The organism is Flavobacterium endophyticum (genome assembly GCF_003634455.1).
GTDB lineage: Bacteria > Bacteroidota > Bacteroidia > Flavobacteriales > Flavobacteriaceae > Flavobacterium > Flavobacterium endophyticum.
On sequence record NZ_RBLC01000005.1, the window covers coordinates 241,851 to 254,821 of the forward strand.

Annotated in this window: 16 protein-coding genes; 14 read left to right on the top strand and 2 right to left on the bottom strand. The window is 38.6% G+C overall.

Annotation, left to right across the window (positions count from 1 at the left end; genetic code table 11):
* Positions 1–46: 46 nt before the first annotated feature.
* The 9 genes from CLV94_RS15585 to CLV94_RS15625 all read left to right on the top strand — a co-directional run bounded on the left by CLV94_RS15585 (position 47) and on the right by CLV94_RS15625 (position 7,992).
* Positions 47–508, top strand: coding sequence for a MarR family winged helix-turn-helix transcriptional regulator (locus CLV94_RS15585; protein WP_121377439.1), 462 nt, complete (start codon positions 47–49; stop codon positions 506–508).
* Between the two features lie 8 nt (positions 509–516).
* On the top strand, positions 517–1,149 hold the full coding sequence (locus tag CLV94_RS15590) for an NAD(P)H-dependent oxidoreductase (protein ID WP_121377440.1): 633 nt from the start codon (positions 517–519) through the stop codon (positions 1,147–1,149).
* Between the two features lie 26 nt (positions 1,150–1,175).
* Positions 1,176–1,745, top strand: coding sequence for a YceI family protein (locus tag CLV94_RS15595; protein ID WP_121377441.1), 570 nt, complete (start codon positions 1,176–1,178; stop codon positions 1,743–1,745).
* Positions 1,746–1,951: 206 nt separating this feature from the next.
* Positions 1,952–2,521, top strand: a complete 570-nt coding sequence (locus tag CLV94_RS15600; RefSeq protein WP_121377487.1) for an anthranilate synthase component II — start codon at positions 1,952–1,954, stop codon at positions 2,519–2,521.
* A gap of 192 nt (positions 2,522–2,713) precedes the next feature.
* Positions 2,714–3,340, top strand: coding sequence for a TetR family transcriptional regulator (locus tag CLV94_RS15605; protein ID WP_121377442.1), 627 nt, complete (start codon positions 2,714–2,716; stop codon positions 3,338–3,340).
* Positions 3,330–4,673: a TolC family protein gene (locus tag CLV94_RS15610; protein ID WP_121377443.1), complete on the top strand. Its 1,344-nt coding sequence runs from the start codon at positions 3,330–3,332 to the stop codon at positions 4,671–4,673. Before CLV94_RS15605 ends, CLV94_RS15610 begins: the two co-directional genes overlap by 11 nt.
* A gap of 12 nt (positions 4,674–4,685) precedes the next feature.
* Positions 4,686–5,765: an HlyD family secretion protein gene (locus tag CLV94_RS15615; RefSeq protein ID WP_121377444.1), complete on the top strand. Its 1,080-nt coding sequence runs from the start codon at positions 4,686–4,688 to the stop codon at positions 5,763–5,765.
* Positions 5,766–5,838: 73 nt separating this feature from the next.
* Entirely contained in the window at positions 5,839–7,425 is a 1,587-nt protein-coding gene (locus CLV94_RS15620; protein WP_121377445.1) for an MDR family MFS transporter, read from the top strand.
* 219 nt (positions 7,426–7,644) lie between these two features.
* Complete coding sequence (locus tag CLV94_RS15625) at positions 7,645–7,992, top strand: hypothetical protein (RefSeq protein ID WP_121377446.1); 348 nt, start codon at positions 7,645–7,647, stop codon at positions 7,990–7,992.
* Here CLV94_RS15625 and yaaA read toward each other — a convergent pair whose 3' ends face one another.
* Positions 7,993–8,751, bottom strand: a complete 759-nt coding sequence (gene yaaA, locus CLV94_RS15630; protein ID WP_121377447.1) for a peroxide stress protein YaaA — start codon at positions 8,749–8,751, stop codon at positions 7,993–7,995. It lies immediately after the preceding gene.
* A gap of 138 nt (positions 8,752–8,889) precedes the next feature.
* Here yaaA and CLV94_RS15635 point away from each other — a divergent pair, with 138 nt between their 5' ends.
* The 5 genes from CLV94_RS15635 to CLV94_RS15655 all read left to right on the top strand — a co-directional run bounded on the left by CLV94_RS15635 (position 8,890) and on the right by CLV94_RS15655 (position 11,868).
* Positions 8,890–9,471 (top strand): Crp/Fnr family transcriptional regulator, encoded by a 582-nt coding sequence (locus tag CLV94_RS15635; RefSeq protein ID WP_121377448.1) that lies wholly within the window; start codon positions 8,890–8,892, stop codon positions 9,469–9,471.
* Between the two features lie 266 nt (positions 9,472–9,737).
* Positions 9,738–10,457 (top strand): pirin family protein, encoded by a 720-nt coding sequence (locus CLV94_RS15640; protein WP_245982616.1) that lies wholly within the window; start codon positions 9,738–9,740, stop codon positions 10,455–10,457.
* A 41-nt stretch (positions 10,458–10,498) separates the two neighbouring features.
* A complete protein-coding gene (locus CLV94_RS15645; protein ID WP_121377450.1) occupies positions 10,499–11,029 on the top strand; it encodes a YceI family protein in 531 nt (176 codons plus the stop codon).
* A 51-nt stretch (positions 11,030–11,080) separates the two neighbouring features.
* Positions 11,081–11,389 carry a hypothetical protein gene (locus CLV94_RS15650; RefSeq protein ID WP_121377451.1) on the top strand — a complete coding sequence of 103 codons (309 nt, stop codon included), beginning with the start codon at positions 11,081–11,083 and terminating at the stop codon, positions 11,387–11,389.
* A 62-nt stretch (positions 11,390–11,451) separates the two neighbouring features.
* Entirely contained in the window at positions 11,452–11,868 is a 417-nt protein-coding gene (locus tag CLV94_RS15655) for an OsmC family protein (protein ID WP_121377452.1), read from the top strand.
* Between the two features lie 12 nt (positions 11,869–11,880).
* Here CLV94_RS15655 and dcm read toward each other — a convergent pair whose 3' ends face one another.
* A complete protein-coding gene (gene dcm, locus CLV94_RS15660; RefSeq protein WP_121377453.1) occupies positions 11,881–12,885 on the bottom strand; it encodes a DNA (cytosine-5-)-methyltransferase in 1,005 nt (334 codons plus the stop codon).
* Positions 12,886–12,971: the final 86 nt, after the last annotated feature.

The window sequence follows — 12,971 nt, forward strand, 5'->3', positions numbered from 1 at the left end:
TAAAAATAGTACTACATTTGTACATACAAATTTTGTAATTACAATAATGAAAATAGAAGAAATCATCAAAACGACCTCTCCTATGGCAATCGGAAAAAAGACGGTGCTGAACATTATGTACACGCAAAACGTCTTAGCAGAAAAATTCAACGAGATACTGAAAGCCTACGATTTATCGCCAGAACAGTTTAATGTCTTAAGAATTCTAAAAGGTCAGAATGGCAAGCCAACCAATATGTGCGTTATCCAAGAACGGATGATTGCCAAGACTAGCAATACCACGAGGCTGGTTGACAAATTGCTTCTGAAAGAGCTCGTGACCCGAGAAATCTGTCCTGGCAACAGACGAAAAATGGAAATCGCCATTACAGAAAAAGGATTGGAACTTTTAGCCGATCTTAATCCAAAAGTAGAACATCACGAATGCCTTTTGGCACAAAAACTCTCAGCTGAAGAACTTGAACAGCTAAATTATTTACTAGAAAAATTAAGAACAATTAATCCATAAATTTAAAAATGAGTGCAATTATAAATAACCTGAATTGGAGATATGCAACGAAAAAATTCGATGCAACAAGAAAAATATCAGACCAAGATTTAGAAACAATCAAAGAAGCAATCAGACTTAGTGCTTCCTCTTACGGCCTTCAGCCATACAAAATCTTAATCGTCGAAACGCCAGAATTAAGAGCAAAATTACAGCCAGTTGCTTGGGGTCAATCTCAAATTGTAGATGCTTCGCATTTGATCATCTTTGCAAATCAAACTAATTTTGGAGATAACGGAATCGATTCTTACGCACAGAACATTGTTGAAACAAGAGGAATTCCTGCAGAGAGCATCCAAGGATATGTTGATTTCATGAAATCAAAAATTTCAACTCTGCCATTAGAATCAAGAAACCACTGGACATCAAAACAAACCTATATAGCTTTAGCTAATCTTTTGAATGCTGCAGCTGAGCTAAAAATCGACGCTACTCCAATGGAAGGCTTTGATGCCGAACAAGTAAATGAAGTACTTGGACTAGATAAATTAGGCCTAAACGCTTCTACAATAGCTACTTTAGGCTACCGCCATGAAGAAGATGCCACACAGCATTTTAAAAAAGTGAGAAAATCTAACGAAGAATTATTTATCAATTTATAATAATAACCTTAATTCAATTAAAAACAATGAAAAATTTCAAGACTATTGCAATCGCTCTTTTAGTAGCATTCGGATCATTTACAGCAACGGCACAAGAGAAAAAAGTTGATGTAAAAGCTAGCAAAATCAACTGGGTTGGTAAAAAAGTAACAGGACAACACGAAGGTACAATCGACCTAAAAAGCGGCGTTCTTGTTTTCAAAAGCAACAAACTTGCTGGAGGAAACTTTACAGTTGACATGACAACAATTTCTACTACAGACTTGAAAGCAGGTCAAGGAAAAGAAAAACTAGACGGACACTTAAAAGCTGACGATTTCTTCGGAACTGACAAATACCCAACAGCTAAATTGGTATTCAAATCAATTGGAAAAAAATCAGATAACGTTTATTCTGTAACTGCAGATTTAACGATCAAAGACATTACAAACTCCGTGAAATTTGATATTACAGTTAACAAAAATAACGCTACAGCAGCATTAAAAGTAGACAGAACTAAATACGGTATCAAATACGGTTCTGGAAACTTCTTCGAAGGCCTAGGCGACAAAGCAATCTACGACGAATTCGAATTAGCTGTAGATTTAAAATTCTAATTCCAAACAATTATTTTTCCCAAGTCCCTGTCAGATGTTTTTCTGGCAGGGATTTTTTTATTAGGGCGAATCCCTTCGGGTCGGGCTATTCGCTCTATCTTTTGCTCCATTTCATGCCGCAAAAGGATGCCGCTGCTATCCCTTTCGCGGACGTATCGCTCCAAAAAACTTCCGTAACTTTGCCAAATAAAACAACAACTATTCCGATGAAAAACATACTTGTAGTAGACAATTACGACAGCTTTACCTACAATCTAGTTCACTATTTAGAAGCCCTAAATTGCAAGGTTACGGTTCTCCGAAACGATGAAATCGAGCTCGAAGAAGTCAAAAACTACGACAAAATATTGCTTTCTCCGGGCCCTGGACTTCCATCCGAAGCCGGTTTATTAAAAGATATTATTAAAGAATATGCTCCCTCAAAAAGCATTTTAGGCATCTGTTTAGGACAGCAAGCTATCGGCGAAGTCTTCGGTTCGACGCTCAAAAATCTCGAAAAAGTATACCACGGAACAGCTTCAAAAGCAAAAATTTTGGTCGAAGACGAATCGCTTTTTACAAATATTCCGAACGAATTTATGGTCGGAAGATACCATTCGTGGGTCGTAGAAAAATCAAATTTAGGTTCCGATTTAGAAATAACTTCAGTAGACGAGAACGGAGAAATCATGTCGCTACGCCACAAAAATTTCGACGTAAAAGGAGTACAATTTCATCCTGAATCCATCTTGACACCATTGGGAAAACAAATTTTAGAAAATTGGGTTCGCAATTAGCAATACTAATCTATTAGTTTATATAATTAAATTCAATAGTCTGAATTAAAATTATTTAAAAAATCAATATAGAAATTATCTATCGTCATTTTCTCAAACGTTTTTCGTTAAAAAAATGTTAAACAAAAATTAAACAATCGTTTAATTTAAACAAGTGTTTAATTTTGTACTCGATTTAATGATGTACAAAAAATGACGACTGAATTTAATGAAAAGCAATTAGAAATCCTTCAGGTAGCCGAGGAGCTTTTTGCAGAAAAAGGATTCGACGGAACTTCCATCCGCGACATAGCAAAAAAGGCCAATATCAACATTGCGATGATTTCCTATTATTTTGGCTCCAAAGAAAAATTACTCGAATCGTTGATCATCTTCCGAACTTCCGATTTGAGATTACAGCTCGAAAATCTTTTTAGCGAAGACCTCTCTCCTATCCAAAAAATCGAGAAGCTTATCGAACTTTACATAAACCGCCTGAACAAAAACAGATGCCTGTACCAAATTCTCCATTTTGAATTTTCTTCCAAAAAACGAATCATGGATTTCAAGGTCTTTACCGATGTAAAAAAACAGAACCTCCTATCGCTTCAAAAAATAATTGCTGAAGGACAAGAAAAAGGAGTCTTCCGAAAAAACATCAACACGGCGCTTTTGCCTCCTACGATCATGGGCACTTTTTTTCACTTCCATACCAACCGCCCTTTTTATGAAGAACTCTTCAACTTGAAGACTGAGGAAGCATACGATCATTTTATAAAAACAGAAGTAATAAGTCACATCAAACAAACAATTAAAGCCTTTTTAGTTTATGAAAACTAACCCATTGTTGTTGGGAATGCTATTGATTCTGGGATTTGCTGAAGCAACCGCCCAAGAAAAAAGACCCCTGACACTAAACGAGGCCATCAGCTTGGCCACAACTCAAAGCAACGAGGCCGGATTGGCAGACACCAAAACCGAAACTTCGAAGTACGAATTAGAAACCGTAAAAAACAACCGCTACCCTAGCCTGAAAATTTCCGGACAATACCAGCGATTGACCGAAGCCAACATCAATTCAAAAGTTTCCTTCGGAGGCTCTGAACCAGCTGAAGGCGAAACAACTTCATCGCCAAAGGTAAACCAGTTGATTTTAGGACAAGCCAGCCTTTCTATGCCGATCTTTTCTGGATTTAAGCTAAAAAACAGCGTAAAAGCTTCCGAGAACAGATACCAGGCCGAATTGCTGAACGCAAAAAACACCAAAGAGCAGCTGGCTATGAACACGGTGATTCTTTACGTGAATCTTTACAAAGCACAACAGTCCGTACGATTGATTCAAGAAAACCTGAAGAGCTCTCAACAGCGTGTCAAAGATTTTACCGCCATGGAAGAAAACGGGTTGATTGCTAGAAACGACCTTTTGAAATCGCAATTGCAGTCTTCCAACATCGAATTGTCTTTAGAAGATGCTAAAAGAAAAGTTGTCACATTAAACTACCAGCTTGGGAATCTGCTCAAGCTTCCAGAAGGAACGCAGATTTCTCCCGACGATGCTATTTTTGAAGACTCAGGCTTTCCTAAGGCTTCAATTAATCAAAATGATGCTCTTGCCGGCAGAAGTGATTTGGAAGCTTTAAAATGGATGCAAAAAGCCTCAGAAGCGAATATCAAGGTTGCCGAAGGAAACTATTATCCTTCTGTATCGCTAATCGGCGGTTATGTCGCTTTTAATCTGAAAAACGTCTTGGAAGTAAATAATGCTATCAATTTTGGAGTCGGTGTTTCGTATGACCTTGCTTCTATTTTCAAAAACGGAAAAGATGTAAAGCTGGCACGAAGCCAAGCTTCAGAAACAAAACAATCTGCCGATATCCTGACAGACCGTATCAAAGTGGAAGTTCAAGAAGCACAAGAAAATTATGCACTTTCGTTGAAACAGTACAAAGTCTACCAAGAAGCGATTGTTCAGGCATCTGAAAATTTCAGAATCGTAAAAGACAAATACGACAACGGGCTTTCGGACACCAATGACCTTTTGGAAGCCGACGTACAAGAACTTCAAGCAAAATTAAATGAAGCCTTTTCAAAAGCAGACATTGCACAAAGCTATTACGAACTGCTAAGTGCTTCCGGCAAACTAACCGACTCATTCAATATCACTAAAAACTAAATTCCCTTCACGATGGAAAAGAAAAAAACAAATAAAAAGTTTACGTTCATACTTGCTGCGTTAGTCGTAATCGGCGCAACTTATGGAATATACAAATACGTTCACTCGCTTTCTCACGAAACAACCGATGATGCCCAGATTGAGAAAAACATGAACCCGATCATTCCGAGAGTTTCGGGCTATGTGACAAAAGTGTATGTAAAAGACAACGACTTCGTTAAAAAAGGCGATACGCTTTTTACCATAGACGATAAAGACTACTTAGTAAAAGTAGAAGAAGCAAACGCAGCATTAGTTGCAGCACAGGGCAGCTTAGAAGTTTCGAAAGCTGATATTGGCGGTGCTTTGGCAAATATCTCTATTTCTGAAGCAAACATTTCTTCTGCGGGCGGAAATATAGAAACCGCAAAAATCAGGCTGACAAGAGCGGCAAACGACTTTGTACGTTACCAAAATCTTTACAAAAACAAATCGATTACCAAACAGCAATTCGAGCAGGCAGAAGCTGCAAAATTAGAAGCCGAAAGCGAATTGAGAATCTTACAGCAACAACAGAGAGCTAGTACGTACCAAAAATCAGTAGCAGCCTCTCGTTCAAACGTAACGAACAAACAGACGGAAGTGGCCGCTGCAAATATCAAAAAAGCGCAAGCCGTTCTCGATGCTGCGAAATTGAACTTAAACTATACTGTAGTTACTGCTTCAATCGACGGACAAGTTTCTAAAATCAACATACAGCCAGGGCAATTTGTGCAGCCGGGGCAATCGATGTTTTATATCATCAACAACAGCGAAGCTTGGGTTATCGCTAATTTCAAGGAAACCCAATTGAGCAAAATGGTAGTCGGGCAAAAAGTAGGCATTCATGTCGATGCTTATCCTGATTACGAATTCAAAGGAACAATCACGTCATTTTCTCCTGCAACTGGAGCGCGTTTTTCATTGCTTCCTCCTGATAATGCTACTGGAAACTTCGTAAAAACAATCCAAAGGCTTCCTGTAAAAATCAGCCTTGATCCTGAAAATGCTCCAGACAAAGTAAAAAATCTTCGTCCGGGTATGAACGTTGACGTTGACGTACACTTAAAATAAATCCCAGCATATTAATGATTTAAGGTTTGTAAATCGCAAATCCTAAATCATCAATCCAAAATCTTAAATTAAAATGGAAGCAACTTCAGGAGAAGACAGTTTAGTTGAATACGGCTTCAGAAGGGTTATCATTACGATTACCGCGGTACTTTGTGCCCTGTTGGAAATCGTCGATACGACCATCGTAAACGTTGCCCTGACAGACATGCGCGGAAGCCTCGGTGCTACCCTGACTGATGTCGCTTGGGTAATTACTGCCTATGCGATTGCCAACGTAATCGTGATTCCGATGACGAGCTGGTTGTCACAGCAATTCGGAAGAAGAAATTATTTTGCCGTGTCCATCGTCATCTTTACCGTTTCATCATTTCTATGCGGTAACGCTACAAACATCTGGGAACTTGTCGTTTTTCGCTTTGTCCAAGGACTTGGCGGAGGAGCATTATTGGTAACGGCACAGACAATCATCACGGAAAGTTATCCGGTTGCCAAACGAGGAATGGCTCAAGCAATTTACGGCTTAGGTGTAATCGTAGGACCGACATTAGGACCGCCTTTGGGAGGTTATATCGTAGAAAATTATTCTTGGCCTTATATCTTTTACATCAATATTCCTTTAGGAATTATAGCAACCATCTTGACCTTGTCGTATGTAAAAAGCCCTAAATATGGTGAAAAGCTAAGGGCAAGCCAAGTCGATTGGTGGGGAATTCTGCTGTTAGCCATGTTCATCGGTTCTTTGCAATTTGTTTTAGAACACGGACAGCAAGACGATTGGTTTGACGACGGACTGATTACTACATTAAGCATCGTCAGCCTTTTTGGATTGATATTATTCATCTGGCGAGAGCTGACCTATAAATACCCGATTGTAAACCTCAGCGTACTAAAAGACGGAAATCTTAGAATCGGTACCGTAATGTGCTTTATCCTTGGATTTGGATTATACGGCTCGACATTGATCTTGCCAATCTATACCCAATCGGTTTTAGGATGGACAGCTTTAGACGCTGGATTATTGCTAATTCCAGGCTCTATTACTACCGCATTCATGATGCCTATCGTCGGGAATTTAATCCAGAAAGGCGTACCGCAAGGTTATATGGTCGGTGTTGGATTCTTGGTATTCTTTTTCTTCACTTTCTGGATGCACAATGTGATTACGCCCGATACCGGTGTCGAACATATGTTCTGGCCGCTGATTTTAAGAGGAATCGGACTTGGACTATTATTCGTTCCTATCACTACTTTAGCCTTATCAACATTAAAAGGAAAACATATTGGAGAAGGTGCTGCTTTTACAGGAATGATGCGACAATTAGGAGGTTCCTTCGGAATTGCGATTATCACCACTTTCATCACAAGATTCAGCCAAAACCATCGCGTGGATTTGGTGTCTCATTTAAGTGCCGATAAATTGGAAGTCCAAAACAGAGTACATCAATTGCAACAAGGATTCATGGCAAAAGGCTTTAGCTCCAGCGAAGCGCTCGGAAAAGCGTATCAGGTCATGGATGTTTCGGTCATGAAACAAGCTACGGTCTTATCGTATATGGATATCTTTATGTACTTAGGAATTATGTTCTTGTGCTGTATACCGATCATACTTCTCATCAAGAAAAGTAAAAACAAAATTAATCCGGCAGATGCCATGCATTAATATTTTTTCAAGGTTATTATTTGAGAAAGCTTCGGAAATTCCGAAGCTTTCTGCTTTTAAATTAGCGTTTATTTAATATCCGCTTAATTTGTTTCCCTGATATTCCGCCTACTTTAGCCTTGTGCTTAAAATAAAAGCCAAGCAATGCACAACAAATCCTTTTATTTCATACATTTGATTGAATGTAAGGTAGTTGTATTAATTTTTAATCTGATTATCATGGGACTATTCGGCAAAAAAGAGAAGAAAATATTCAAGGAATTCAGCAAAAAAAGCGTCGAATACCTGACAGATATTAACAAGGATACCGATGAGCTTTTGGAAGAACTCCAAGAAAGTTACTCAGAAAACCGATTTGCGATTCCAGAATTCATCAGCCTTATCGAATCTATAAAAGCAAAAATTTCGCTTGAAGAATCTCAAAAGCTTGAGGAACTTTCCCAAAAAATTGTCCAGATAAAAAAATGCGCTAAGAAAAGCGTCAGCGCTGTAGCCGAACTTTCAAGAAACCAGCGAAAAACAACCCGCGAAGCCATAAGAGAATTCAGCGAGTTTGTTGAATCGTAATTATCTCGTAAAAACCAATTTGTTCCCTTTCGACAAGTTCGCGTCAAATTTATAACCTTCATAATCGAATCCTTTCAAATCATCGATCGTTTCCGCATTCGTATCAATAATATAACGAACCATCATGCCTCTCGCCTTCTTGGCAAAGAAACTGATCATCTTTAGCTTGCCATCTTTATAATCCTTGAATTCTGGAGTGATTACAGGAACTTTTAGCGCCTTCGCATCCACAGAATCAAAATATTCATTGCTGGCCAAATTCACAAACAGCTCGCCTTTCTTCAATTCTGAATTCAATGACTTCGTAATTTTCGCCTTCCAGAATTCATACAAGTTCTTGTTTTTTCCGACTGGAAGCTTGGTTCCCATTTCCAAACGATACGGCTGTATTAAATCCAAAGGCTTAAGCAAACCGTACAATCCTGACAAAATTCTAAGTTTGCCTTGCAAATCATCTAATTTTTCCAAAGGCAGAGAATACGCATCCAAACCAATATAGACATCGCCATTAAAAGCATAAATCGCCTGGCGGGAATTTTCCAATGTAAAAGGTGTTGCCCATTCTTGATTTCTATGCCAATTCAAATCCGCTAACTTTTCTGAAATGTCCATCAACTCAGAAAGTTTTTTAGGCTTCAGCTTTTTTAAGACTCTGTGGATGGTGTTCGATTCTTTTAGAAAAACAGATTCGGTATGTGTAGTTGTAGGCAGTGCGGTTTCAAAATCTAAAGATTTGGCAGGCGAAATAACGATTTTCATGTTCTGGAATTTGATTTCAAAAATACAAAATCATACGCATGAATTTTGATTTTTTATATCAAAAATACGAGAGCTAATTCCATAAATCCAGTTTCTCTCTTTTTAGTATATTTGTAGAAACCTCAAAAAACTCACGCCTTGTATTCACAAATCAACAAAAGCATCAGTCGTTACGTTTCATTTTCGGAAGAAGAATTGTCTACGTTCAATTCGTTATTAGAATATAAAAAAGTACCCAAAAAAACCATCATGCTCCATGAAGGCGAAATGTGCAATTTTGAAGCATTCGTAATCAAAGGCTGCGTCAGAAAATATTATATCGACGCCAACGGTTTTGAAGTCATCCTACAATTCGCGATTGAAGATGCCTGGGTTAGCGATATCTCCTTCAGTATTTATGAAACCAAGCCGAGCCAAGTTTTTATCGAAACTCTTGAAGACTGCGAGTTTTTAATATTTTCGCCAGAATCAAAAGAAGAACTGTTTACCAAAGCGCCAAGATTTGAAAGAGCGTTTCGTATTTTGATGCAAAGAAATCTGTCAGTAACCCAAAACAGGCTTTTCCACACTATTTCTCAAACGGCAACAGAAAAATATCTTGAGTTTCTGGAACTCTATCCTACCATTCCGCAGCGCGTAGCACAACATTATATTGCTTCCTATTTGGGGATTTCGCCTGAGTTTCTCAGCAAAGTAAGAGCTCGAATCGCAAAAAACTAATATTTTAAATTCCCTCAAAAAAATTTACAAAAAAAGTTTTTCTTGTCCTAGTTCAATGCATAAGGAGGTTTTCTGACGGAAATTTGTCCTGTAATTAAAACGCATTAGAAATGGACCGTAAAAATTTTATAAAAAAAGGATTGATGGGCACTGGAATGTTCATCACGTCTGCTGCGATAGGCGATGTCATGAAAAACGATATCGACGAGATCAAAGAATTGGAACCGCTTGGATTCAACCATCTTCCAAATCCAGAATCATTTGTTATGGAAAATACGGTACTGCATAAATCAGCTACTCGCGGACATGCAAATCACGGCTGGCTGGATTCGCATCATACGTTCAGCTTTGCAAATTACCACAATCCCGACAGAATGCATTTCGGCGTTTTGAGAGTATTGAACGACGACCGCGTTGATGCTGGTATGGGCTTCGGAAAGCATCCGCATGATAACATGGAAATCATATCAATTCCGCTTGAAGGCGATTTAGAACACCAAGATAGCATGGGAAATGTGGCCGTAATCAAAAAAGGCGATATCCAAGCCATGAGCGCCGGAACTGGAATTTATCATAGCGAATTCAACAAGAATAAAGATAAATTGACTAAATTCTTGCAGATTTGGGTATATCCAAACAAGAAAAACGTAACGCCTAGATACGATCAGATTTCTTTAGATGAAAACGAACGCCATAACAAGCTGCAGCAGATTCTTTCTCCAAATGCCGATGACGCAGGGGTCTGGATTCATCAAGATGCTTGGTTTCATTTAGGCAAATTTGACAAAGGTTTTGCAACAGAATACAAGCTTAAAAAACAAGGAAACGGCATTTATGCTTTTGTCATCAAAGGCGATTTCAATATCGGAACTATTGCCTTAAACGAAAGGGACGGTTTGGGAATCTGGGACACAAAAGCGATCGCCATTGAAGCTTTATCCGAAAATGCAGAAATCCTGCTGATGGAAGTCCCGATGGCTTTATAAGAATTCAAACAAAAATAACATACTAATTAAAAACAAAAATTATGACAACAACAAAATGGTCAATCGACCCAGCACACTCAGAAATCGGTTTTAAAGTAAAACACATGATGTTTACAAATGTATCAGGAAACTTTGGAAAATTTGATGCTTCCATCGAAACGCAAGGTGATGATTTTGAAACAGCACAGTTTGAATTTACAGGCGATATCGATTCTATCACGACAGGAAACAAAGACAGAGATACGCATTTACTAAGCGCTGATTTTTTTGATGCAGCACAGTTTCCGAAAATCAATTTCAAATCTACTTCTTTCAAAAAACTAAACGAAGGAGAATACAAACTGACAGGTGACTTGACATTACACGGCGAGACAAAATCGGTCACTTTAGACGTAGAATTTGGCGGATTGGCAAAAGATCCTTGGGGAAATACCAAAACAGGATTGTCAGTATCAGGAAAAATCAATCGTAAAGATTGGGGATTGAACTGGAATTCTGCTTTAGAAACCGGAGGCGTTTTGGTCGGAGAAGAAGTAAAACTTCAGATCGAATTGCAATTTATCAAGCAATAATTATACAAGCAGGCCTTTCTTTAATTGAGAAAGGCTTTGCTTTTTATCATCATGAAAAATATCTTATACATCGGACGGCACCCAGAAATACTAGAAACGGTCGTCAGGCTGATTAACAACAACGAAGACTGGTTTGGGGCTGGAGCAGAAACAGATGAAACGGCTATGGAATTATTCCAAAGTATCAATTTTCATATTGTACTGCTGGGTTGCGGAATAGAGCCCGAAAGCGAAGAAAAATTGCGTACCTTTTTTGCAACAACTAATCCGAATTGCAGGATCGTGCAGCATTATGGCGGCGGAAGCGGCCTGCTTAAAAACGAAATCCTTTCGGCTTTAGAAAATCATAACATGGTTTAAGGTTTCTAAAAAATATTTTTCTCTAACTTTATGCTCAATAACAAACCTAAAAAACAATACACATGAAATTCACAAGACAAGCAAGCGCCAACTGGCAAGGCACCGGAATGGAAGGAAAAGGAACCATTTCTACACAAAGCACTACCTTAGATAAAGCACAATTATCGTTCAAGACTCGTTTTGCAGACGGAGTCGGTACCAATCCCGAAGAATTGATTGGAGCGGCTCATGCGGGATGTTTTACCATGAAGCTAAGCTTTGTCTTATCGGAACTTGGCTTTACGCCAGACAACCTAGATACGGTTGCGAAAGTCACTTTTGAAGATGGAAAAATTACCACTATTACGTTAGACCTGACAGCTACAGTAAGCGGAATTACGGAAGAACAGTTCCAAGAGGCAGCGAAAAACGCTAAAGAAAACTGTCCGGTTTCGCAACTTTTAAATGCCGAAATTATCCTGAATGCTAAATTAGCATAAACTATACAATTATTAATTCTGAACCGCTTCGAATGGAGCGGTTTTTTTATTCTTATCCCCTTTTTTCAAAGCTTTTAAGATCGAAACAGCTATGCGCTCAACAACGGGAACGCTAACAGAGTTACCAGCTTGTTTATACAAACGTGAATGGCTTATCTTGCCCGGCAAGACAAAATCTTTTGGAAAGCCTTGGAATTCAAAACATTCTTTTGGCGTTAACTTTCGGATGCCTTTGTCGGTCAAGACCAGCGGAACGTTATGTCCGCCAGTTCCCATGTTGGCTGTCAATGTCGGGCATACATCTCTTTTATTTTCCCGAACGTATTGCCTTCTCCATTGATAAACTGTGTCTTTTCTGCGGATGGATTGCTGTAATTTATCGAACATATATTTGTCTTCGCCATAAAAATACTTAGAGTCTGAAACAGAGTTGTCTACGATATCAACAACTTTTCTTTTCAATTTCATGGCTTTTGGAAATTCAAAATGTTCGGTATACCTGTTGGTTCCGTCCTCATCATTCCTAAAACAGACCATATAGATACGCTCTCTGTTTTGCGGCAGATTTCCATGTTCTCTGGAATTCAATACTTTTGCGGCAAACGAATAGCCATTAGCTTTCATGGCTTCTTCAATAATGATATATGTTTTGCCATTATCATGGCTTTTCAGGTTTTTTACATTTTCCAAAAAAATAACTTTTGGCCGGCCTAAAGCTTCTACAAAATCTAATATTCGGTAAAAGTGATTGCCTCTTTCGTCACCAAATCCCTTTCTATAGCCAGCAAGAGAAAAAGGCTGGCACGGAAATCCAGCAGCTAAGACCTCGACTTTCTCTAATTCTTCAGGATTTAACTTCCAGATATCTTCTTCAAAAATAGGGTGCTCAAAGTTGGCGCGATACGTCACGCAGGCTTTTTTGTCGATTTCATTAGCCCAAGCCATTTTTGCTCCGGCATTTATAAATCCTTGACAGATGCCGCCAACTCCAGCATATAAGCTTCCTACTTTAATCATATATCAGCTGTTTTGAACAAAAATAGCATATTAAAAACAAAAATCTGCTTTTACTTTTTTTGTATCAGTTCCTAAATTCTGCATCA

Bases quoted from the DNA above. Each gene is read 5' to 3' on its own strand.
- CLV94_RS15585 (WP_121377439.1), top strand. From the start codon at position 47: ATGAAAATAGAAGAAATCATCAAAACGACCTCTCCTATGGCAATCGGA.
- CLV94_RS15590 (WP_121377440.1), top strand. From the start codon at position 517: ATGAGTGCAATTATAAATAACCTGAATTGGAGATATGCAACGAAAAAA.
- CLV94_RS15595 (WP_121377441.1), top strand. From the start codon at position 1,176: ATGAAAAATTTCAAGACTATTGCAATCGCTCTTTTAGTAGCATTCGGA.
- CLV94_RS15600 (WP_121377487.1), top strand. From the start codon at position 1,952: ATGAAAAACATACTTGTAGTAGACAATTACGACAGCTTTACCTACAAT.
- CLV94_RS15605 (WP_121377442.1), top strand. From the start codon at position 2,714: ATGACGACTGAATTTAATGAAAAGCAATTAGAAATCCTTCAGGTAGCC.
- CLV94_RS15610 (WP_121377443.1), top strand. From the start codon at position 3,330: ATGAAAACTAACCCATTGTTGTTGGGAATGCTATTGATTCTGGGATTT.
- CLV94_RS15615 (WP_121377444.1), top strand. From the start codon at position 4,686: ATGGAAAAGAAAAAAACAAATAAAAAGTTTACGTTCATACTTGCTGCG.
- CLV94_RS15620 (WP_121377445.1), top strand. From the start codon at position 5,839: ATGGAAGCAACTTCAGGAGAAGACAGTTTAGTTGAATACGGCTTCAGA.
- CLV94_RS15625 (WP_121377446.1), top strand. From the start codon at position 7,645: ATGGGACTATTCGGCAAAAAAGAGAAGAAAATATTCAAGGAATTCAGC.
- yaaA (WP_121377447.1), bottom strand. From the start codon at position 8,751: ATGAAAATCGTTATTTCGCCTGCCAAATCTTTAGATTTTGAAACCGCA.
- CLV94_RS15640 (WP_245982616.1), top strand. From the start codon at position 9,738: ATGGAAAATACGGTACTGCATAAATCAGCTACTCGCGGACATGCAAAT.
- CLV94_RS15645 (WP_121377450.1), top strand. From the start codon at position 10,499: ATGACAACAACAAAATGGTCAATCGACCCAGCACACTCAGAAATCGGT.
- CLV94_RS15650 (WP_121377451.1), top strand. From the start codon at position 11,081: ATGAAAAATATCTTATACATCGGACGGCACCCAGAAATACTAGAAACG.
- CLV94_RS15655 (WP_121377452.1), top strand. From the start codon at position 11,452: ATGAAATTCACAAGACAAGCAAGCGCCAACTGGCAAGGCACCGGAATG.
- dcm (WP_121377453.1), bottom strand. From the start codon at position 12,885: ATGATTAAAGTAGGAAGCTTATATGCTGGAGTTGGCGGCATCTGTCAA.